The 21,722-nt window shown below is 39.0% G+C and carries 20 protein-coding genes; 5 read left to right on the forward strand and 15 right to left on the reverse strand.

The window, feature by feature from the left end; all coding sequences use genetic code 11:
- Positions 1-2 precede the first annotated feature (2 nt).
- From MKY76_RS16740 to zapA, 9 genes are all read right to left on the reverse strand, one after another.
- Positions 3-776, reverse strand: a complete 774-nt coding sequence (locus MKY76_RS16740; RefSeq protein WP_305193042.1) for an electron transfer flavoprotein subunit beta/FixA family protein — start codon at positions 774-776, stop codon at positions 3-5.
- A gap of 114 nt (positions 777-890) precedes the next feature.
- Positions 891-1,664, reverse strand: a complete 774-nt coding sequence (locus MKY76_RS16745) for an enoyl-CoA hydratase (RefSeq protein WP_004226413.1) — start codon at positions 1,662-1,664, stop codon at positions 891-893.
- A gap of 14 nt (positions 1,665-1,678) precedes the next feature.
- Positions 1,679-2,260 carry a TetR/AcrR family transcriptional regulator gene (locus MKY76_RS16750; RefSeq protein WP_054549980.1) on the reverse strand — a complete coding sequence of 194 codons (582 nt, stop codon included), beginning with the start codon at positions 2,258-2,260 and terminating at the stop codon, positions 1,679-1,681.
- Positions 2,261-2,399: 139 nt separating this feature from the next.
- Entirely contained in the window at positions 2,400-4,094 is a 1,695-nt protein-coding gene (locus tag MKY76_RS16755; protein ID WP_054549979.1) for an AMP-binding protein, read from the reverse strand.
- 448 nt (positions 4,095-4,542) lie between these two features.
- Positions 4,543-4,956, reverse strand: a complete 414-nt coding sequence (locus MKY76_RS16760; RefSeq protein ID WP_008179180.1) for a DUF350 domain-containing protein — start codon at positions 4,954-4,956, stop codon at positions 4,543-4,545.
- 22 nt (positions 4,957-4,978) lie between these two features.
- Positions 4,979-7,345 carry an endonuclease MutS2 gene (locus MKY76_RS16765; protein ID WP_048393664.1) on the reverse strand — a complete coding sequence of 789 codons (2,367 nt, stop codon included), beginning with the start codon at positions 7,343-7,345 and terminating at the stop codon, positions 4,979-4,981.
- 18 nt (positions 7,346-7,363) lie between these two features.
- Positions 7,364-9,073, reverse strand: coding sequence for a DNA polymerase/3'-5' exonuclease PolX (polX, locus tag MKY76_RS16770; RefSeq protein WP_342556874.1), 1,710 nt, complete (start codon positions 9,071-9,073; stop codon positions 7,364-7,366).
- 58 nt (positions 9,074-9,131) lie between these two features.
- Entirely contained in the window at positions 9,132-9,671 is a 540-nt protein-coding gene (locus MKY76_RS16775; RefSeq protein WP_004226395.1) for a CvpA family protein, read from the reverse strand.
- A gap of 5 nt (positions 9,672-9,676) precedes the next feature.
- Positions 9,677-9,937 carry a cell division protein ZapA gene (gene zapA, locus MKY76_RS16780; protein ID WP_016991554.1) on the reverse strand — a complete coding sequence of 87 codons (261 nt, stop codon included), beginning with the start codon at positions 9,935-9,937 and terminating at the stop codon, positions 9,677-9,679.
- 135 nt (positions 9,938-10,072) lie between these two features.
- On the opposite strand from zapA, the gene rnhC reads away from it, so the two are divergent.
- Positions 10,073-10,996, forward strand: a complete 924-nt coding sequence (gene rnhC, locus MKY76_RS16785; protein WP_342556875.1) for a ribonuclease HIII — start codon at positions 10,073-10,075, stop codon at positions 10,994-10,996.
- Positions 10,997-11,155: 159 nt separating this feature from the next.
- Here rnhC and pheT read toward each other — a convergent pair whose 3' ends face one another.
- The 3 genes from pheT to MKY76_RS16800 all read right to left on the reverse strand — a co-directional run bounded on the left by pheT (position 11,156) and on the right by MKY76_RS16800 (position 15,778).
- Complete coding sequence (gene pheT / locus MKY76_RS16790; RefSeq protein ID WP_342556876.1) at positions 11,156-13,573, reverse strand: phenylalanine--tRNA ligase subunit beta; 2,418 nt, start codon at positions 13,571-13,573, stop codon at positions 11,156-11,158.
- Between the two features lie 12 nt (positions 13,574-13,585).
- Positions 13,586-14,623, reverse strand: coding sequence for a phenylalanine--tRNA ligase subunit alpha (pheS, locus tag MKY76_RS16795; RefSeq protein WP_004226385.1), 1,038 nt, complete (start codon positions 14,621-14,623; stop codon positions 13,586-13,588).
- Positions 14,624-15,013: 390 nt separating this feature from the next.
- The gene (locus MKY76_RS16800) at positions 15,014-15,778 is read right to left on the reverse strand and encodes an RNA methyltransferase (protein ID WP_103118623.1); all 765 of its coding nucleotides are present in this window, start codon (positions 15,776-15,778) and stop codon (positions 15,014-15,016) included.
- A 172-nt stretch (positions 15,779-15,950) separates the two neighbouring features.
- Between MKY76_RS16800 and MKY76_RS16805 the strand changes: the two genes are divergently transcribed.
- A complete protein-coding gene (locus MKY76_RS16805; RefSeq protein WP_048393654.1) occupies positions 15,951-16,346 on the forward strand; it encodes a (deoxy)nucleoside triphosphate pyrophosphohydrolase in 396 nt (131 codons plus the stop codon).
- A gap of 7 nt (positions 16,347-16,353) precedes the next feature.
- Here MKY76_RS16805 and MKY76_RS16810 read toward each other — a convergent pair whose 3' ends face one another.
- The 3 genes from MKY76_RS16810 to MKY76_RS16820 all read right to left on the reverse strand — a co-directional run bounded on the left by MKY76_RS16810 (position 16,354) and on the right by MKY76_RS16820 (position 19,622).
- The gene (locus MKY76_RS16810; protein ID WP_259948419.1) at positions 16,354-17,331 is read right to left on the reverse strand and encodes a sensor domain-containing diguanylate cyclase; all 978 of its coding nucleotides are present in this window, start codon (positions 17,329-17,331) and stop codon (positions 16,354-16,356) included.
- Positions 17,332-17,355: 24 nt separating this feature from the next.
- Positions 17,356-18,147 carry an alpha/beta hydrolase gene (locus MKY76_RS16815; RefSeq protein ID WP_328012984.1) on the reverse strand — a complete coding sequence of 264 codons (792 nt, stop codon included), beginning with the start codon at positions 18,145-18,147 and terminating at the stop codon, positions 17,356-17,358.
- A 125-nt stretch (positions 18,148-18,272) separates the two neighbouring features.
- Complete coding sequence (locus tag MKY76_RS16820; protein WP_342557916.1) at positions 18,273-19,622, reverse strand: FAD-binding oxidoreductase; 1,350 nt, start codon at positions 19,620-19,622, stop codon at positions 18,273-18,275.
- 154 nt (positions 19,623-19,776) lie between these two features.
- Here MKY76_RS16820 and MKY76_RS16825 point away from each other — a divergent pair, with 154 nt between their 5' ends.
- From MKY76_RS16825 to MKY76_RS16835, 3 genes are all read left to right on the forward strand, one after another.
- Positions 19,777-21,186 carry a LysM peptidoglycan-binding domain-containing protein gene (locus tag MKY76_RS16825; protein WP_342556877.1) on the forward strand — a complete coding sequence of 470 codons (1,410 nt, stop codon included), beginning with the start codon at positions 19,777-19,779 and terminating at the stop codon, positions 21,184-21,186.
- A 131-nt stretch (positions 21,187-21,317) separates the two neighbouring features.
- Positions 21,318-21,482, forward strand: a complete 165-nt coding sequence (locus MKY76_RS16830; RefSeq protein ID WP_004226371.1) for a YfhD family protein — start codon at positions 21,318-21,320, stop codon at positions 21,480-21,482.
- A 12-nt stretch (positions 21,483-21,494) separates the two neighbouring features.
- On the forward strand, positions 21,495-21,686 hold the full coding sequence (locus MKY76_RS16835) for an H-type small acid-soluble spore protein (protein WP_004226369.1): 192 nt from the start codon (positions 21,495-21,497) through the stop codon (positions 21,684-21,686).
- Positions 21,687-21,722 lie beyond the last annotated feature (36 nt).

A 21,722-nucleotide genomic window follows, 5' to 3' on the forward strand; every position in this document is an offset into this window, starting at 1 on the left:
AATTAAACAACTTTTGCTTCCGTGTGAAGTAGAGTTACCAGTTCTTTTGCTTGTGCAGAAAGGTCGCCTTCTAAAATACGGCCTGCTGCTTTTTGAGCTGGTAAGAAGATGTCTACGGTTTCAATCTTCACTTCTACATCATCTTCATCGATATCTAAATCATCTAACTCAAGCTCTGCAAGCGGTTTCTTTTTCGCTTTCATAATACCTGGTAGAGATGGGTAACGAGGCTCATTTAAACCTTGCTGAGCAGTTACTAATAACGGTAAAGAAGTTTCAATTACCTCTGAATCACCTTCGATATCGCGAACAATTTTCGCAGATGTTCCGTCAATTTCAAGTTTTGTAATCGTAGTTACATAATTCATATCCAATAAATCAGCAACACGTGGACCAACTTGCCCTGAACCACCATCAATCGCAACATTTCCTGTTAAAATTAAATCTGCATCTTTATCTTTTAAGTATTCTGCTAGTAGATAAGCTGCTGCATGTTGGTCCAGCTCATCTAAATCATCTTCTGTATTAATAAGCACTGCTTCGTCTGCTCCCATAGCAAGTGCTGTACGTAATTGCTTCTCTGCATCCTCGCCACCAATTGTCACCACTGTTACCTTACCACCAGCAGCATCGCGAACTTGGATTGCCTCTTCAATGGCATATTCATCATAAGGGTTGATAATGAATTCTGCGCCGTCCTCTTGGATTTTACCACCCGACACAACGATTTTTTCTTCTGTATCAAATGTGCGTTTAATTAATGCAAAAATGTTCATATATCCATACCTCCTGGAACGTTTTATAATTCTAAGTAAACTTATAAATATTATATATTTTCAGTTTCGATAACGCCGATAACATACTGAACGTTGCTATCGACATTTGGAAAATTATTTGCCAGTAAACACAGGCTCACGCTTTTCAATGAATGCTTGAATTCCTTCTTTGGCATCTTCTGTGACAAATACTGTCCCAAAGGATTTAGCCTCTGCTTCAATGCCTTCATAGAATGATGCATGCTTTGCATATTGCAATGTTTGAATAGCTGCTTTTAAAGCAATTGGGCTTTTCTTAGCAATGCTCTTAGCAATCTTTAACGTTTCTTCTAGCAATGCTTCGTCTGAGAATGAACGGTTTGCTAAGCCCCACTGAACAGCTTCATTACCAGAGATTGGTTCACTTGTAAACATCATTTCTGCAGCCTTTGCTACTCCAACATAGCGTGGTAAGCGCTGTGTACCACCAAAACCAGGAATAAGCCCTAATTGTAATTCAGGTAAACCTAATTTTGCTGATTCAGTGACAAATCGCATATGACAGCTCATTGCTAACTCAAGCCCTCCGCCTAATGCCGCACCATGGATGGCTGCAATTACAGGCTTAGAAAACGATTCAACACGCTCAAAAACCTGCTGCCCGTTGCTAGCTAGCTTTGTAAATTCCTCACCAGATTCTACCCCAATAAATTCTTTAATATCTGCCCCTGCAGAGAAGAAACGGCCTTCACCATGAAGTACAAGGACTCTTACAGCATCATCGTGTTCTACAGCATCAAGCACAGCGTTAACTTCTGCAATAATACCGCGAGATAATGCATTTGCTGGTGGACGTGCAATTGTAATAATCGCTACTCCATCTTCTACTTTCCAACTTAGAAATTCCATTTCTCCACATCCTTTTAAGCTTTAATGCCGTTCAGGATTAATGCCTGAACCTTTGGAACCTGTTCCATCAAATCATATCGATAGTCATTCATAACCCACGACGTAATAGTTTCATCAATTGTTCCAAAAACCATTTGTCGAGCCAAGCGTACATCCATCGTCTGATTGAACTCACCTGTAAGCATACCCTCGATTAAAATTTGATCAAGTAGCTGTAAATACTCGCGCAATACAGAATTAATTTTTAATCGTAAGTCTTTGTTTGACTGGCGAAGCTCTAATTGTGTGACAGTTGCTAGGTATCGATCTGTCGCTAGAACATTAAAATGATTTTCAATCATTCGTGAAAGTTTGTCTTTAGACGTACTCCCCTTTTCTATTATATCTTGTAATGACTCTACAAAAACAGCCATTTTTTCATTAAAGACAGAAATTAATATATCTTCTTTATTTTTAAAATATAAATAGATTGTTCCATCGGCCACCCCTGCCTGTTTGGCGATTTTCGATACTTGCGCTTGGTGATACCCATTTTCCGCAATAACGATGACAGCTGCATCAATAATTTGTTTATATTTTGGCTTATCTCGTTTCACTTTTATATCACCACCTAAAAAACATGCGCACGTCGATATGACGTGTAAACCTAAAAAAAATATGAAAATATGAATGGTCATTCATTCATATTTTCATATTATATTTTACAGCATTGCTTGTCAATACTTTCACACGTATTTATTTCGCTTCTTTATTCGCTAATTTTGTTTTTTCTTCTTCAACTAACGTACGACGCAAAATTTTTCCTACAGCTGTTTTTGGCAGCTCTTCTCTAAATTCATAATAACGCGGAACTTTAAAAGCTGCTAGATGCTGACGGCAATATTTATTTAATTCGTCCTCAGTAATCGAATATCCTTCTTTCAATACAATATAAGCTTTAACTGTTTCACCACGATACGGATCAGGTATGCCTGCTACTACGCACTCTTGGATCTCTTCACGTTCATATAACACTTCTTCTACTTCACGTGGATAAATATTAAAGCCGCCTGCTATTATTAAATCTTTTTTACGATCTACTACATAGAAGAAGCCTTGCTCATCCATATAACCAAGATCACCTGTTAAAAACCAACCATCAGCAAATGTCGCAGCTGTATCCTCTGGACGGTTCCAGTAGCCCTTCATTACTTGTGGTCCTTTAACAGCAATTTCACCAACTTCACCAATAGGTAGCTCTTCTGTATCACCTGTACGTAAAATAACCGCTTCTGTATTTGGCCAAGGTAAACCAATCGAGCCAATCACCCGCTTCCCCCAAATTGGCGTAGCATGTGTTACAGGTGAGGTTTCTGTTAACCCATATCCTTCTACTAGCTTTCCACCAGTCACTGCCTCAAACTTCTCTTGCACTTCAATTGGCAATGAAGCAGAGCCACTTAGGCATGCCTTAATGGATGATAAATCATAATTCGCAATGTCTGGGTGATTTAAAAGGCCGATGTATAAGGTTGGTGCGCCGGGGAACAGTGTTGGTTTTTGTTTATCAATCGTCTTTAATGCCGTTTCAGCATCAAACTTCGGTAAAAGCACCATTCTATTTTGAGTAAATACAGATAAAAGCATAACAGTTGTCATGCCATAGACATGGAAGAATGGTAGAATGCCCATAATGGTTTCTTCACCATGAACACATTTATACATCCAAGCATCACACATTGTCGTATTGGCAATTAAATTTTTATGGGTCAGCATAACGCCTTTTGGGAAACCTGTTGTCCCACCCGTATATTGAAGGAGTGCTAGGTCTTCTTCAAAATCAAATGGCATATTGTCAATTATCTTAATTGGTGCTGAACGCATTATTTCTGAAAACAGATGATTTTGGCCGCTATGTTCAACCTTGACACTAAAGCCATACTGCTTTTTTTGAATAAATGGATAGACTAAATTTTTTGGGAATGGTAAATAATCTTTAATAGCTGTCACAATGACATTTTCAAGAGCTGTCTCTTTTATAATTTTCATGACTCTCGGATATAAAATATCCATTACGAGAATCACCTTTGCTCCTGAATCAGCCATTTGATATTGAAGCTCACGTTCAGTATAAAGTGGATTTGTTTGTACTACAACAGCACCTGCATACATGGCACCATAGTAAGCGATTACACTTTGTGGCGTGTTAGGCAGCATAATTGCTACTCGATCTCCCTTTTCCACACCTAGTGCTTGTAAATAGTTTGCGAACCTTAAAGCTGACTCATATAGCTCGGTGTACGTCAAATCCTTTCCCATAAAATGAATCGCTACTTTGGATGGATTCTTTTTATAGGCACGTGTCAAAAACTCTTGCACTGGAATTTCCTCAAACGTTAAAGACGATGGTACTTCTTCAGGATAATTTGCTAGCCATGGTTTTGCTGTCATACGTCCTCTCCCCTTTGTCCCAAACTTTGTCAATTCTTATATTTATTATAATGAAAAAGAAATACAGTTTCAAACAGAAAATAGAAAATAAATGCATTTTCGATTAATTATTATGCAATTAACAACATTAATATGATTGATATTTATCGGGATTTATTTGAATACACCTTATGAATGCTCGTTCATTATTGAGTTACTCCATAAAAAAATAATGAGCATATTCCTATATTATAAAAATAATTTTTCTACCCTTTAATAGAGTTATATGAAAGAAAGTTAATAGGTTGTAGTAGAAATTTATGCTATGTACAATTAACAAAAAAACGCATCCTCATAAAGAGAATGCGTTTTTTATTTAAATCGTTAACATATAGTAGACACCTACTGCCAAAAATGCAATACAGACAACGATTAGTACTTTTGCTAATTTTTCCATGTCATGACACTCCTATGCAATACTTGCCCCAATTACAAACGAAAGACCGACTGAAATGGTAAAGGAAATGAAACCAACTGAGCGATTATCATTGGCAATCTCTTGATCAACGTTAAAACGAGGTGTCATAAATTCAAATAAGAAATACGCTACAATCAATAATGTAAAGCCAAAAAGGCCCCAACCGATCATTTCACTTAATGTACTATGACGTGCAATGGAAAAGCGGAAGATATTACAAATCCCTAGTATTTTTCCACCTGTTGCAAGAGCCACAGCGACATTACCTTTTTTAATTTCTTCCCAATTTTTATATTTCGTAACGACTTCGAACAATGCCATCGAGACGACTAAACATAATACTACAACACTAAAATATCCTGCCGTTTCGATAATTGGATATCGCCAAAAGCCAGAATTCAGCATTTTTCTCCGTCCCCTTTATAGCTTATTTCAATTCAACAACTGTGACGCCTAAGCCCCCTTCACCGGCTTCACCAAAACGGAAGGATTTTACGCGCTTATGCTTTTTCAAATAGCTTTGAATACCTTGACGTAAAGCCCCTGTACCAACTCCATGAATAATGGACACACGACCATAATTAGAGAGTAATGCATCATCAATATATTTCTCTGTTCTTACGATTGCATCCTCATAGCGTTCACCACGTAAATCTAATTCTAGTTTCACATGACTATTTCGATTTTTCACACCAGCTGTTCGTAATACAGGCTCTTTTTCAGGTTTAATATATTCCAAATCACTATCTGAGATTTTCATTTTTAAAATCCCCATTTGGACAACCCATTCGGTATTCGACACCTTTTCTAACAAAGTACCTCGTTGACCATAGCTTAACACCTTTACCTCGTCTCCGACAACTAAGTTTTGTGCACGAGCTTTGACTTGTGCCGCCTTTTTTAGCACTTTATTGTCTTCAAGTGGTGTTGCTTCTTCCAAGCGTTTACGTGCTTCAATCAATTCATGCTCCTTGACAACTTGATCAGCATTTTTACGCATTTCTCGAAGCTCTGCAATAATCGCTTCTGCTTCACGTTTTGCTTCATCAACAATTTTACGCGCCTTTTCCTTCGCCTTCTTATCAAGCGCCTCTTTACGCTCCTCATAGGCTTGCAATTTATCTTGAAGCTCTTTACGTAATGTTTCTGATTCTAATAGCAATGCATGCGAACGCTCTGCATCATCTTCAGATTGGCGACGTGTTTCTTCCAATGAGGCAATCATCGATTCAACCTCATGTCGATCGGTTCCAGTAAAGCCTTTAGCACGATCAATAATGGATTCAGGTAAACCAAGACGACTGGAAATTTCAAATGCATTTGAGCGCCCAGGTACACCGATAAGTAGACGGTAGGTCGGGCTCAAAGTTTCAATATCAAATTCTACACTGGCATTGGCTACACCTGGTCGATTATAGCCATAAGCTTTTAGCTCAGGATAGTGAGTTGTAGCCATTACACGAGCACCGCGCCCATGTACTTCGTCTAAGATTGAGATGGCTAAGGCTGCCCCTTCCTGTGGGTCAGTACCTGCCCCTAACTCATCAAAAAGAACAAGTGATTCGTGATCAAATTTTTGTAGGATGTCAACAATATTAACCATATGGGACGAGAACGTAGAAAGTGACTGCTCAATTGATTGCTCATCACCAATATCGGCAAATAATTGCTCAAATACAGCAAGTTCTGAGCCATCTAATGCTGGCACTGGTAATCCAGCTTGTGCCATTAATGTACACAGACCAACCGTTTTTAATGTCACCGTTTTACCACCTGTATTAGGACCTGTAATGACAATAGCTGTAATGTCTTTACCAAATTCAATATCATTTGGAATAGCTGATTCTATTGGTAGTAGTGGATGACGTGCACGTATTAGTCGGATATAGCCATCCTGATTCATTTTAGGCATTGTACATTTATTGGCTTGGCCATATTTGCCCTTTGCTAAAATGACATCGATATCGCCTAATACCTTCACTAAGTTAAATAAATCTGATGCTACTTCTTGCACCATTGCACTTAATGCTAGTAAAATACGTTCAATTTCTGCCTGCTCTTTCATTTTCAAGCGATGAATTTCATTGTTTGCTTGGACAACAGAATCTGGCTCAATAAATAAGGTTTGACCAGAAGAAGATTGGTCATGGACAATCCCACCATAGTGGTGACGATATTCCTGCTTTACGGGAATAACAAAGCGATCATTACGAATTGTCACAAGTGTATCAGAAAGCATTTTCGCTGCATTACTTCCCCGAATTAAACTTTCCAGCTTAGAGCGGACTTTCCCTTCTTCAGCACGCAAAGATTGGCGAATAGAGCGCAATGTTTGACTAGCAGAATCTAAGACAGCTCCATTGTCGTCAATACAGTTATTAATTTCATGTTGCAATCCTGTTAGGACAGGCATTGCTTCCTTTTTGGAGATGAAATGGGGAATATCAATCACTTCATCGGCTTCTAAATCTTCAATAAAATTGCGTAGAATTCGGCTTGCTCGAATCGTGCTCGAAATTTCCATTAGTTCTACTGCTGCTAACATGCCTCCTATTTGAGCACGTCTGGCAGAGGGACGGACATCAAAAATTCCGCCCATTGGTACATTGCCCTTCACACGCAAAATGGAAAGTCCCTCATCCATTTCCTCTAATAATTGTACTACTTTATCAAAATCTGTTTGTGGCACAAGCTCCTCAATGGCAGATTTACCAATGGAGGAAGTACAATAGGAAGCCACTTGTTGCCTAACTTTATCGTATTCTAGTGTTTTCAATGCGCGTTCTGCAATCACTGAGAACACCTCCTCAGCCTATTTATTTCGTTGTATGAACGCTTCAAACTGTTCACGCGTCCATGTATTCACAATCATATCTTTAGGTAACCATGCTCTATTTGCATAGCGAACCCCAATATCCATAAAACGTAAATGTGCAATATCATGCGCATCTGTGTTGATGGCTACTGGCACACCTTCAGCGCATGCCATTTCTAAATGTTCTACACATAAATCGAGACGATACGGATTTGCATTTAACTCTAAAATTTTACCATATTCCTTTGCCCAGGCAATTAACTGTTTCATATCAGGATTATAACCATCGCGATCTTCAATAATTCGACCAGTCGGATGGGCAATCATATGAACATAGGGATTTTGCATAGCTGTTAGTAAACGTGCCATAATTTTATCTTGTGATTGTGTAAAACTAGAATGAATGGAAGCAATAACAAAATCGAGCTCTTTTAACACCTGATCTTCGAAATCAAGGGAGCCGTCTGGTAAAATATCCATCTCCGTCCCTTTAAACAAATGAAAATCTGGATGTGCTGCATTAAATGCCTCAATTTCTCCACGCTGCTTTTCTAAACGCTCCGGTGTTAATCCATTTGCTACTTTTAGGAATTGCGAATGGTCTGTAATAACGCTATATTGATAGCCCCGTGCTAGTAACGCCTCGCCCATTTCTGCAACAGAGTATGCACCATCCGACCATGTTGTATGCATATGCAAATCAGCTTTAATATCCTCTAGTCGAACTAAGTTTTGAATTATGTTTGTTTTATCAAATTCTGCTGTTCCTGTCCGTAAGCTCGGTGGAATCCAAGGTAGATCAAAATGAGCGAAAAATGCTGCCTCGTCTTGGAACGTCAAAACGGTACCATCTTCCTGTTCCACTCCATATTCACTTATTTTTTCACCACGGGCTTTGGCAATTTGCCGCATACGAACATTATGATCTTTTGAACCTGTGAAATGATGCAACGCAGTCGCATATTCATTATCTTTCACTAAACGGAAATCAACGCTAACTGGTTCATCTAAATCTAAAATCACCGAAATTTTTGTATCCCCCGCCGCCACGACTTCTTGAATGGCCAAGCTATTTAACAAGTTTTCACGTACTTCCTCCACTGCTTCTGTCACAACAATAAAATCAATATCTTTGCTAGTTTCTAACGCTCGTCGGAAACTCCCAGCAACTGAAAATCGGTCTACTTCCTTCATACTACCTAGAAGCGCCTCAATTTGTAAAACCACAGGCTCAAGCTGCCAAATTGGTAGTCGTTCTGAACGATTTGCTAAATTGGCTAGCTCCTTTAAAATCTTCTCCTCAGTTTTTACAGCAAATCCAGCTAATTCACGTACTTTTCCTGCCTCACAAGCTGCCTTCAAGCTTTCTGCAGAGTCAATACCAAGCTCTTGGTGTAGTTTCGCAATTTTTTTTCCTCCCAAGCCAGGTAATTTTAGCAATGGCAGTAACCCTTTAGGTACAATTTCTTCTAACTCCTTTAACAAACTCGATTCACCTGTTAACATTAAGTCCTCTATTACAGCCGCAGTACCCTTGCCAATACCTTTGAGTTTTGTTACATCATCCATTTCGCTTAATGAACGCTCGTCCCCCTCTAGTGCTGCCGCAGCCTTTCGAAAGGCTGATACCTTGAATGGATTTTCTCCCTGTAGTTCCATATATAAAGCAATTTTTTCGAGTGTGCGAATAATTGTTTTTTTATTCATTGGTAATTCCTCCTATCGTAAAAACACTTCCCTCAAGACAGAGAGAAGTGCACAGTTACTATTGCATATAAATATACCACCAGTTTTGGAACATCTTTGTAATAATTGGTGTATGCTCCAACATAAGACCACTTAACAATGACTTCGACATTAAATTTTGTATGGCATCTACTGGTAATAAGGCGCACACATATAGCAAAATAAACATAATTAAATAGTTTTCAATCATGCCAAGTAACGCCCCAAGCCAACGATTCACTGTATTTAGCACAGGCAAATACGCGATAAAGTCAAATATCGATGCCACGATTTGCAACGTTATTTTTACTGCAAAGAAAATAACAGCAAAGGCAATTACCCGATAAAAGGTGCGGTCTAAATCTAGACTATCAATGACAACGCCAAGGCTACCTGTGTCAGTGACACCTGGATACGGAACCCAAAATACAAATTTTTGTGCTAATGGCTTATAATAAATATACGCAACAATTAGGGCTACTACAAAGCTAACAATATGCATCATCTGTACAATAAAACCTCGTTTTGCACCGACGCCTATACCAGCTAACAGTACCACTAATATGATTAAATCTAACATTCTCTTCAACCCTTTAACTTTTTCAATTCTTCTTCTAATTGCTCCATTCGTTCTTTTAATAGTAAATAATCATGAACTGTATTTACTGCTGTCAGAACAGCAAGTTTTGTGCTATCAAGTGAGGGATTATGTACGTTCATCTCGCGCATACGGTCATCAACAATCGAAGCAACAAGTCTCATATGGCCAATGGATTCAGAGCCGACCATTTTATATGTATGACCATATATTTCAACAGAAATTTTATTCTTTTCTTGTTTTTCCATAGTCGCACCCTCCTATAAATTCGATGCACACACGATTTTAGAGGCTTGTGAGCACCATCACACAAAAAAGCTATTTATTATCATACCATGAAAGGTATAAAATTGTGAACAACGAGGACAGAAAGGAACGATTAAATGGCAAATATTGTGCTTTCCATTTCAACAAATATTCAAAAAGAGGTGATGGCTTACTATGCATCTCACTTTATAGAACGAAAGGCTCCGGGAGTCATTTTTGCGGCAAAACTACCAGATACAGCCATAACTATGTATAAATCAGGCAAATTAATGTTTCAGGGGGGCGGTGCTGAACGCGAGGCAGCACGTTGGGGAACTGTTGAAAAAACCGCTACTCCACTCTCCACTATCGGGGCAAAAGGGGATGTACTGCCTAACAATTTCGCAACCATGTCTGTCTTAGGCTCAGACGAAACAGGCACAGGTGATTATTTTGGTCCAATCACTGTAGTAGCAGTTTATGTGCCTACTTCCAAAATCGAACTCATGAATGAGCTTGGCGTAAAAGATTCAAAAATGCTAACAGATGACTATATGAGGAAAATTGCACCTGATTTGCGTGCAGCCTGTGTCCATAGTGTTCTCGTCTTACGCAACGAGAAATATAACAACTTACAAGCGAAAGGCTATTCCCAAGGTAAAATGAAAGCCATGATGCATAACAAGGCACTACAAAACACACTATCAAAAATGGCACCTGAAAAACCTGAATTTATCTTAATCGACCAGTTTGCTGAACGTGGTGTCTATTACAATTATTTAAAAAATGAACGTGAACTTGTACAAGAGAATGTCTACTTTTCTACTAAAGCAGAACAATTACATGTAGCTGTGGCTACAGCATCTATTTTAGCTCGTGCTGCCTTTTTAAAGGAAATGGACCGTTTGAGTGACATTACAGGGCTTACATTAATGAAGGGCGCCTCTAACAAGGTAGATGTGCAAGCAGCCCGAATCTGGCGTAATCAGGGCGAAGAATTTCTACGCTCCATCACAAAATGGCATTTCGCCAACACTGATAAAGCACGGAAGATGAAGTAAATCATACTATTGGTTGCTTAAAAAAGCTTTTTTAGGGTTCCTGATGAGCGTGAGACGCATTAGGAACCTTTTTGAGCGCTTTCCTCATTTTTTGGATCATCATCTTCACCATTCTCAAACAAAAAAAGACTGCCTCGTAAGACAGTCTTTTTTCATATATTAGCGTACTTCTGTGCCTGCAATCGTAGCAATGGCTTTTAACACTTTGTTATGTGCGGCCACTACTTCTTCGTCTGTTAAAGTACGTTCTGGATCAAAGTATGTGAGTGAGAAGGCAACCGATTTTTTACCTGGTTCCATTTTCTCCCCTTCGTAAACATCGAATACGCGGATATCTTTTAATAGTTTCACACCCGCTGCATCAATAGCTTCCATTACTTCGCCCGCTGTTGTTGTACGGTCCATTATAAGAGCGATATCGCGAGACATAGCTGGGAAACGAGGTACTGGTGTATAGGCAAGTGGTGCTTCTTGTGCCGTTGCACTTAATAGCGCCACTAAATTCATTTCCATTACATACGTGTCTTTTACACCCCATGCTTTTTGCTCTGCTGGGTGAAGTCCACCAATGATGCCGACTTGCTTGCCATCCAATAAAATGCTAGCCGTACGACCTGGATGTAAGCCATCCACTTGTGATTTCACAAATGTCATGCGATTTGCTAAGCCAAGTTTGCCAATGACACCTTCGATGATACCTTTTAGCACAAAGAAATCTACAGCTTTTTTCTCACCTTGCCAAGCATGGTCTAGCCATTTGCCAGTTAGTACTGCTGCCACATGCTCTTCCTCATATGGTTGCCCCTCATCTGATTGACCAAGGAACACGGAGCCAATTTCATATAAAGCCACGCCTTCAGCTTGACGTGCAACATTATAAGCCGCCGCTTCGATTAAATGTGGAATAAGGCTTTGACGTAATGTAGAACGCTCCTCACTCATTGGCATAAGCAAGCGAGTTACCGGCTCTGCTTTCAAAGCAAAACGTTGTGACAATGCATTCGACGTTAACGAATAAGTTACCGCTTGATACAGGCCAGCCCCTTCCATGTAATGACGAACAACACGGCGATTTGCTTGGTAAGGTGATAAATTACCTACTTGTGTTGCACCCTCTGGCAATGTCATTGGGATTTCATCATAACCATAAAGACGAGCAATTTCCTCCACGATATCCTCTTCAATTTTAATATCTTGGCGACGTGTTGGTGCATCAATAATTAATAAACCATTTGCTGCCTCTACACCAAATTTTAAACGCTCTAAAATAGAAAGCATATCTTCTAATGCAATCTTCATACCTAAACGTTCATTAATAAAATCTGGGGAAACGACTACTCGCGCTGGTGTTTTATCTAACTCATCTACTAAACATGTACCTTCTAATACTTCGCCTCCTGCTAATTCAGCAAGTAGAGCAGCAGCACGTTCAGCAGCTGGTAAGACACGATTTGGGTCTACCCCTTTTTCGAAACGAGCCGATGCATCTGAACGTAGGCCAAGATGACGAGACGTTTGACGCACTGTTAAACCATCAAAATAAGCTGATTCAATGACAACAGTCGTTGTTGAATCTGTTACCTCTGAATTAGCACCACCCATTACACCAGCAATGGCTACTGGCTCTTTGCCATTTGTAATGACTAAATCTGAAGCTTTTAATGTACGTTCTTGGTCATCTAATGTTGTAATTTTTTCACCTTCTGTTGCTTTACGAACAACGATTTCACCCGTTGCTAGGCTATCATAGTCAAAAGCATGCAGAGGTTGACCATATTCCATTAATACATAGTTCGTTACATCTACGACATTATTGTGTGGACGTACTCCCGCAGCCATTAGACGATTTTGTAGCCACATTGGTGATTCACCGATTTTTACGTTTTTCACAACTTTTGCTACATACATAGGATTTGCTTGTAAATCTTCTACATGAAGCTTCAGGTAATCCTGTGCTTTTTCACTAGCAGTTTGATAGGAAATTTCTGGATATTTAATTTCCTCTGAAAGAATAGCACCTACTTCATATGCTACACCTAGCATTGAAAGAGCATCTGAGCGGTTTGGTGTTAGTCCTAACTCCAACACTGTATCACGTAGGCCCAATATAGCCAGTGCATCTGTGCCTACTTCTGCATCTGCTGGTAGGACAAAGATACCTTCTGAATACGCCTTAGGAACAAGCTTTCCTTCGATTCCAAGCTCTTGTAAGGAACAAATCATTCCGTTCGATTCATGACCGCGAAGTTTTGCTTTTTTGATTTTAATGCCACCTGGTAAATGTGCACCTGGACGAGCAACAATGACTTTCTGACCAGCATCAACATTCGGTGCACCACAAATTATTTGTTGAGGCTCTGCTTCGCCAACGTCAACTTGGCAAATATTTAACTTATCAGCCTCTGGATGTTTCTCCTTAGAAACTACATAACCAACTACAACTTTATCCATAGCATTAGCACGATCAATTACTGCATCTACTTCGATCCCAGAGCGTGTAATTTTTTCTGCTAATAGCTCAGGTGCTAAGTCCTGCGTATTGATATAATCTTTTAACCATTCTAATGATACTAACATGTTTTATCCCCCTTACGCTTCTGTTCGCTCGAATTGTGATAAGAAGCGAGTGTCACTTGTATAGAAATGACGAATATCGTCAACACCATATTTCAACATCGCAATACGTTCTGCACCAATACCAAATGCAAATCCAGAAACTTTCTTTGGATCATAGCCAGCCATTTCTAATACGTTTGGATGCACCATACCTGCTCCTAGAATCTCAATCCAGCCAGTGCCCTTACATACGTTACAGCCTGCTCCACCACATTTGAAACAAGAGATATCCATCTCTACAGATGGCTCAGTAAATGGGAAGAAGCTCGGACGTAGTCGAATTTCGCGGTCTGCACCAAACATTTTTTTCGCTAACGTATCTAATGTTCCTTTTAGGTCACTCATGCGAATATTTTCGCCAATGACTAAACCTTCAATTTGCATAAACTGATGTGAATGTGTTGCATCATCATTATCACGTCGGAATACTTTACCAGGACAAATTATGCGAATCGATTCACCTTTTTTGGCTTCCATCGTACGAGCCTGTACTGGTGAAGTATGGGTACGTAATAATATTTCCTCGGAAATATAGAACGAATCTTGCATATCACGAGCTGGATGACCTTTTGGTAAATTTAGTGCTTCAAAGTTATAGTAATCCTTCTCCACTTCTGGACCTTCAGCAATTTCATAGCCCATTCCAATAAATAAATCTTCAATTTCTTCAATGACACGTGTTAAAGGGTGACGGTTCCCCACTTTAATTTCACGACCTGGTAAAGTGACATCAATCGACTCACTCGCTAATTTTTCAGCAATGGCTGCCTCTTCCAACACGGTAATCTTTGTTTCTAATACTGCCGTTACATTTTCACGAACATTATTCACTAAAGCACCCATTTTCGGACGTTCTTCAGCTGATAATTTGCCCATCCCTTTTAGTAAATCAGTGATAGGTCCTTTTTTTCCTAAATACGCAACACGTACTTCATTCAATTCTTTTAAATTTGCAGCTGCTTCAATTTTAGCAAGTGCTTCTTGCTCTAATTGTTTTAATTGCTCTTCCATGTTAAAACCTCCTCAGAAAATAAATGCCTGCTTTTTAGGCATAAAAAAACTCGCCCCTAAAAAGGGACGAGGACATTTTCGCGGTACCACCCTAGTTATTGCAAAGCAAAGCCTTACAATCACTTCATTGACATAACGACTTGATAAAGCCGGCTTACCTTTACAGCAGTACACTGGTCCCGGTAGCTGCTCGCGGGCTGAATTCAAAACTGCATTGATACGGCGTTGGCTCTCAATCTCTGGCCTACGCTCCCTGTCGTCCATTCACAATCTTTACTACTTCCCGGTCAAAGCATTTATTATTTAAACATACATTTTAGAATAAATTATACAATAACGGACTGTAGCAAATCAAGAGACAACTGCCTCAATGCCACAATGAGCAATTAATTACTTGGCAAAGCCATATAAAACAATACCTGTTGCTACTGCAACGTTTAATGATTCGGCCTGTCCAAAAAGAGGAATGATCATATTTTGATCTGTCATCGCTAATAACTGAGGCTGAATGCCACTTCCTTCATTCCCCATAATAATCGCAAATGCACCCGTATGCTGAATATCACTATACGGCACCGCTTCCTCATCTAATGCAGTACCAAATACTGGTACACCTTGATCCTGTAATATATCTATCCATTCTGCTAAATCTCCACGCACTACCGGAATATGGAAATGCGAACCTTGAGCAGCACGTAGTGTTTTAGGGTTATAAAGATCGGCACAGCCTTTTCCTAAAATTACAGCATCTAAACCTGCAGCATCTGCTGTACGAATCATTGTTCCAATGTTACCAGGATCTTGGACAGCATCAATTAATAACACTTTTCGCCAAGTAGTCATCAAATTATCCTCTAAGACGGGCTGTTTACATACAGCAAAAACACCTTGGGAAGTTTCTGTCTCCGCAAATTCCTTCGCTACCGCAGTCGATACCTCTACAATAGCTATATCATCGATTGGCCATAACATTGGCAAATCGATACCTTCACGCACTATAATTTGTAATACTTGGTTTTTATTTTTTAATGCTTCTTCAACAAGATGAAAGCCCTCTACTAGGAATTCACCCGAACGTTCACGCTCTTTTCTTGTTGTCGCTAACTTTTTCCAATATTTCACTAACGCATTTTGCGTAGATTCAATTCTCTTCATCGCTACCTCTTACCGCCTTTTTCCTATATATTGACCACTATTATACCCTACGAAATAGCAAATTTCATAGCTAAGTAAGAAAACTGTTATTTTCCTGTGGTGGCAAGTGGCGTACAACTTAAACATGCTATAATCATACATATCTAACGAAGACACAAAGTGAGGTATATAAATGAAAAAAACAATACATGTAGTAGGGGCTATAATTGAAAATGAGCAACAAGAAATTTTCTGTGCTTTAAGAAACCCCCAAATGGTATTAGCAAATTATTGGGAATTCCCTGGCGGTAAAATAGAGCAGGGTGAAACACCAAAACAGGCACTTTCTCGAGAAATTCTTGAGGAATTTAACTGTACGATTCAAGTAGGTAAACAAGTGGCTGTAACACTCCATGAATACGAACAATTTTTCGTTCATTTAGAAACATACAAAGCTTCAATTATTAAAGGCACACCCCAAATTCTAGAACATGCTGAAGCAAGATGGGTTCCCCGCAACCAATTGCTTGACCTTCCATTTGCTCCAGCAGATCTTCCTTCTATTCAAAAATTAATGGCGGAATTGTAAAGGCTAGTCACTTTATCTCATGAAAATGAGTGACTTTGTTTCGTCCGTGCTCTTTCGATCCATACAATGCTTTATCTGCTTTTTTTATCAATGTCGTCTCTGTATCTTCTGAAGTTACTGTGGCAATTCCCATACTGATCGTAAGACTGCCTGTTGGCCAACCATCCTGCTCCACGGTGTGTCTAATTTTTTCGCCGATTTCTTTTGCCGCAGGTATCTCGGTCTCAGGTAGGATGATAATAAACTCCTCCCCACCATAACGAGCGACGATATCTTCTAGACGTACTTGTATTTGTAATAGTTGTGCCAATTGTACGAGGACATCGTCTCCAACTTGATGACCATATGTATCATTGACCTTTTTGAAATGATCGATATCTAAAATGCATAACGAAAAAGTTTCTGCTGTCTCATGAAAATGATTAAAATGTTTTTCGAGTTGTTCCTGGAAAAATCTCCTGTTTTTCAAGCCGGTCAGTTTATCAGTCATTGATAATTCTACTAAAGCAGCATTCATTTCCAATAATTTCGCCTGCTGATGTTCTATTTCTACATGAATTTGCTCCAAATTAGCTAATGCACGATCCTTTTCTTGATAGGCAGCCTCAAGTAGTTTTTTGGCTGATCGTAATTCTTGTTCATAATCTATGCGCTTTTTCATCTTTACTAAAATACAATCAATGCGCTCTACCAAATCCTCTTTGTACAATTTGGCATTCATTAAAAACGGAACCGACATTCCGTCCTTCTGTTTGAGATGAATGAATAATTCCTCTACTTGCCCCTCTAGATTAATCATAGGATAAAAATAAGAGTGAAAAATCATCTTATTGGGCGTAGATAGAAGAATTTCTAGATGCATATGTAATAATTCCTCTTGCTCATAGCCGATCCAATCTAGCAGGGTTCGATTGATTTCTGAAATAAGCCCTTCATGTGTGATGGAAAGAAATCCACATGGTGCATTGTTGAGTCGTTTTTCCATTGTTGAAAATCCTTTCATTTTTCCCTACAAAAAATCTGCAATACATTGTATCGTTTCATTTGGGTGACTAATATGTGGATAATGACCTTTTGCTTCCATTAATTGTAACGTGCTATTTTTGAGATGCTGATGCAAATAATCTCCAACACTACTTGGCACAATACTATCTTCCGAGCATTGGATAATTAACGAAGGAACAGAGACCTTTGGTAATTCACTTCGATGATCAGATAAAAATGTGACCTCAGCAAATTCCTTTGCAATGATAGGGTCTGCTGCTATAAAGGTTTGCTTCAATTCCTGTGTTAATGCTGGCTGTTCAGGATTACTCATTGCAATAGGTGCCATATAGCTAGCCCAACCTGTAAAGTTCATTTCCATCATGTCTAGTAACTCTGCTATATCACTTCGCTCAAATCCCCCTAGATAACCATCATCATTTAAATAACAGGGAGAAGGACCAATCATAATCAATTTCTTAAAATAGTCAGGGTGCTGGATAGATGCGAGCAGTCCTATCATGGCACTAATGGAGTGCCCTACAAAAATACTATTTTGTAATGATAGCGTTTCAATAATGTCCAATAAATCTTGTACATAGCCCTGTAACGATTGATATTTTTCTGATGAATAAGCATTTATATCTGAGTTACCTGAGCCTACATAATCGAATAATATAATCTTATATTTGTCCATAAATGCAGGCGTAATGAAACGCCACATATTTTGATCACAGCCAAATCCATGTGCAAAAATAAGCGGTTGGTCCCCTTGTCCGAGTATTGTTACATTATTACGAACAACAATATTTTCCATTCCAATCAATCCTTTTAGAAATATATGTAATAGTTTTATTGTGACCCCTTAAACAGTATTTATCAAGCTAAAACGTGAAAATCAAAAAGGAGCAGGAGTGCCGCTTCACCTGCTCCATTCTCCAGCTACAACCACTTCCTAATAGGTGGGATACTCTGCTGAAATTGAAATACATTATACGGATCATATTTTGTTTTCACTTCACGAAGCCTTCTAAAATTACGTCCGTAATAGGCTGTATGCCAGTCCTTAATATATCGATCTGGAAAATTCACATAATCACCAGACGTATAAGGTGATAAAGCTTGACGTAAATTTTCTACCCACTTAATATTTTGTTCTTCCTCTTTCGGTTTTTTCCAGGAAGTATTATATTCTTGAGCTATTATCGCATTGCGATAGTAATAGGCTGTATGCTGGGGAGCAATTTCACCTACTGCTCCTCTTAAAGACTGTTGCCATATTGTTGTATTTGAATTAGGTGCATGGGCTAAAAATTCTTTCATCCTCTGAATCGCCTTATATGGAAACGGTCTCTCCAAAAATGACCCTGATCTTTTTCGATACGCAGGCTGATTACCGCTTGGTAAATCAAAAAATTCTATTGCCTTGCTATATGGCACTTCCTTTATCCAAATACTTGTTGGCAAGCCTGTTTTTCTAAGAGGGCGAAGCAATTTCTTTAATTCAGCTGCTGTTCCTATAAACTCACCTTGTGCGACTATCTCACCTACTTCCTTTGTTTTTAGCTCAATCTGTGAGGTTAGACGCTTATCTGTATAGGGAGCCCATTTTTGCCATGCATCAAAGGCCACTTCAAAGTCATCCCATCCCCATGTAATAGAGAACAGTGATACCTCATTAATCGCATGAAGCTTGAATGTCAAAGAAGTGACTATACCAAAATTGCCTCCTCCTCCACCACGACTTGCCCAAAACAAATCATGATGTTGTTGCTTATTCGCTCTAATTACCTGAGCACCCTCATGTTCACTAGCTACCACCGTTTCGATTTCAATAAGATTGTCACAAGTTAATCCAAATGGTCGTGATAGCATCCCAATCCCACCACCAAGGGTCAAACCGACCAACCCAACACTACTTTCTGTACCAGCAGGAATGGTAACACCATGCTCCCATAATGTACGGTATACGTTTCCCATATTAGCTCCAGCATCAATCCTTGCCGTCATTTCTGAGAGATTTACCGAAATATCATTCATATCACTTACATCAATGACAAGCCCTTTATTTACTAAAGAAAAATTTTCATAGCTATGACGACCGCTTCGAATTCTGAAAGGCTCATTGTTTTCTCTAGCCCATTTTAAGGCATTAACCACATCTTTCGTTTTTTGACAAAACACAATGACACTCGGATATTTGGGATTATTTAAATTATTATTCGTTCTCGCTTGTTCATAATCCGAATCTTCAGGCGTGACGATTCTTCCTGTGAGCTTCGCCTTTTTCAACATCAAGCCCCTTTCTCACAATGATACTTATCCTATGCAACTTATTGAGAAAGAATTTGAAATTTCAGCTTTTTTCTAGAATCACACTAAAATACTCTTTTCCACACTTGAAACATATGATGCACTAATAACAACAACGTGTTGGAGGTGTTCTATGCTTATCCATGTGGTAAGTGCTGGCGAAACACTGTGGCAAATCGCTAATCGTTATGCCGTACCCGTTCAATCTATTAGCCAATTAAATGCATTAGCTACTCCTGATCAATTAGCCATCGGACAATCACTGGTTATCCCTTCTCCTTATATAATTTATACCGTTCAAAAAGGAGATACGTTATGGTCAATCGCACAGAAATTTAGCGTTCCCTTGCAATCTATCATATTAGAAAATCATCTAACGAATCCCGATCAATTAACACCAGGAACGAAATTAATTATTCCACCCATTGTTCATATCGTGCAGCCAGGAGAAACTTTATGGCAAATAGCACAGCGCTATGGTACGACCGTTCAAGCCATTGCTATAGAAAATAAACTAAACAATCCCAATATGCTTTATGTTGGTTCACAATTGATGATTCCAAGAAAATTACCAACGATTGAAGTCAATGCTTATTCCTACCAACCTTCAGATGAAGCTGTAGACTCCATTAATGCTATTGGTCATCTACTAACTTATTTTAGTCCTTTTGCTTATAAGATGAAGGAAGATGGGACATTACAACCCATTAATGATGAAAATATGATAGCGGCAGCAAAGGCTAAACATATTATCCCTATGTTAACGCTCACTAATTTTACTTCTACAGAAGAAGGCTCTAATTTAGCACATGTCGTCTTGTCCAGTCCAGAGTTAAGTAAAAAGGTCATGAATAATGTATTACAGGTAATGCAAGATAAAGGTTATCAAGTATTAAATATTGATTTTGAAAATGTTTTACCTGCTGATCGCGAAAATTTCAATGCCTTTATTCAATTGGCTGTGGATACCCTTCATCCAAAAGGTTATTTAGTTTCAACAGCGCTCGCACCTAAAACAAGTGCTTCACAAACTGGGACATTATATGAAGCGCATGATTACGAAGCACATGGGAGAATAGCAGATTTTGTTGTATTAATGACATATGAATGGGGCTATCGTTTTGGCCCTCCACAAGCTATTTCCCCGATTAATGAAATGCGAAGAGTCGTGGAGTATGCTTTAACTGAAATACCAGCTGATAAAATCTTATTGGGTTTTGAGTTGTATGCGCGTGATTGGCTCTTACCTCATGTCAAAGGCCAAGAAGCCGAAACGTTTAGCCCGCAGGAAGCGCTCAATAGGGCCATCAAGTACGGGGCAACAATCCAATATGATCCAACGGCCCAATCTCCTTTTTATCGATATGTTGATGAGCAAGGAAGGCAGCACGAGGTATGGTTTGAAGATGCGAGAAGTGCACAAGCCAAATTTGACATGACTAAACATTACAACTTACGTGGCATTAGTTATTGGGCATTAGGATTCCCGTTTCCTCAAAATTGGGTTTTATTAAACGATAATTTTTCTGTTAAAAAATCTTAATACTCATTATTGTTCGCAATAAACAAAGAGCTATGCGAATTTTTCCTTGTGAAGTGCGATCTGTGCTGACGGGATAAAAAGTTCATTTCAAAGCCATATTAATTTATATCAACAGGAAAGGAGCAACTCACATGGGAAGAGACAATAAACAAGGTCAAAGCAATAATAAAGGCTCATTACCTCAAACGCCAAAAAACCAAAAGATTGCACCAAACAAGGTGAGTGAGGAATTTTCTCAAGAGTTTATGGAGCTAATTAACACAGTCACGCAAAATAAGAATAAGCAGAAAAAATAAGGGGGGCTTCAGTTGGATTTTCAACGTGCACAAGAAATTGTCGCCTCACCTTTAGAATTTGAAGTGAGCTATAATGGTGTTTCCATCTGGATCGATCAGCTCCACGATGATGAAAAAACAGCGACAGTTCACCTACGCCGTTCTTTAGAAGAGCGATCTGAAGTAGCTATATCCGAATTAAAAGAAGAATATCTCGTTCACTAAACAGCAAGAACCTGCTTACTCAATAGCAATAAGCAG

The sequence above is a fragment of the Lysinibacillus sp. FSL P4-0201 genome (assembly GCF_038593425.1).
Lineage (GTDB): Bacteria > Bacillota > Bacilli > Bacillales_A > Planococcaceae > Lysinibacillus > Lysinibacillus capsici.

What these genes read in the sequence shown, in the direction of transcription:
- MKY76_RS16740 (WP_305193042.1), bottom strand. Translation starts at nt 776, where the DNA reads ATGAACATTTTTGCATTAATTAAACGCACATTTGATACAGAAGAAAAA.
- MKY76_RS16745 (WP_004226413.1), bottom strand. Translation starts at nt 1,664, where the DNA reads ATGGAATTTCTAAGTTGGAAAGTAGAAGATGGAGTAGCGATTATTACA.
- MKY76_RS16755 (WP_054549979.1), bottom strand. Translation starts at nt 4,094, where the DNA reads ATGACAGCAAAACCATGGCTAGCAAATTATCCTGAAGAAGTACCATCG.
- MKY76_RS16760 (WP_008179180.1), bottom strand. Translation starts at nt 4,956, where the DNA reads ATGCTGAATTCTGGCTTTTGGCGATATCCAATTATCGAAACGGCAGGA.
- polX (WP_342556874.1), bottom strand. Translation starts at nt 9,073, where the DNA reads ATGAATAAAAAAACAATTATTCGCACACTCGAAAAAATTGCTTTATAT.
- MKY76_RS16775 (WP_004226395.1), bottom strand. Translation starts at nt 9,671, where the DNA reads ATGTTAGATTTAATCATATTAGTGGTACTGTTAGCTGGTATAGGCGTC.
- zapA (WP_016991554.1), bottom strand. Translation starts at nt 9,937, where the DNA reads ATGGAAAAACAAGAAAAGAATAAAATTTCTGTTGAAATATATGGTCAT.
- rnhC (WP_342556875.1), top strand. Translation starts at nt 10,073, where the DNA reads ATGGCAAATATTGTGCTTTCCATTTCAACAAATATTCAAAAAGAGGTG.
- pheT (WP_342556876.1), bottom strand. Translation starts at nt 13,573, where the DNA reads ATGTTAGTATCATTAGAATGGTTAAAAGATTATATCAATACGCAGGAC.
- pheS (WP_004226385.1), bottom strand. Translation starts at nt 14,623, where the DNA reads ATGGAAGAGCAATTAAAACAATTAGAGCAAGAAGCACTTGCTAAAATT.
- MKY76_RS16800 (WP_103118623.1), bottom strand. Translation starts at nt 15,778, where the DNA reads ATGAAGAGAATTGAATCTACGCAAAATGCGTTAGTGAAATATTGGAAA.
- MKY76_RS16805 (WP_048393654.1), top strand. Translation starts at nt 15,951, where the DNA reads ATGAAAAAAACAATACATGTAGTAGGGGCTATAATTGAAAATGAGCAA.
- MKY76_RS16810 (WP_259948419.1), bottom strand. Translation starts at nt 17,331, where the DNA reads ATGGAAAAACGACTCAACAATGCACCATGTGGATTTCTTTCCATCACA.
- MKY76_RS16815 (WP_328012984.1), bottom strand. Translation starts at nt 18,147, where the DNA reads ATGGAAAATATTGTTGTTCGTAATAATGTAACAATACTCGGACAAGGG.
- MKY76_RS16825 (WP_342556877.1), top strand. Translation starts at nt 19,777, where the DNA reads ATGCTTATCCATGTGGTAAGTGCTGGCGAAACACTGTGGCAAATCGCT.
- MKY76_RS16830 (WP_004226371.1), top strand. Translation starts at nt 21,318, where the DNA reads ATGGGAAGAGACAATAAACAAGGTCAAAGCAATAATAAAGGCTCATTA.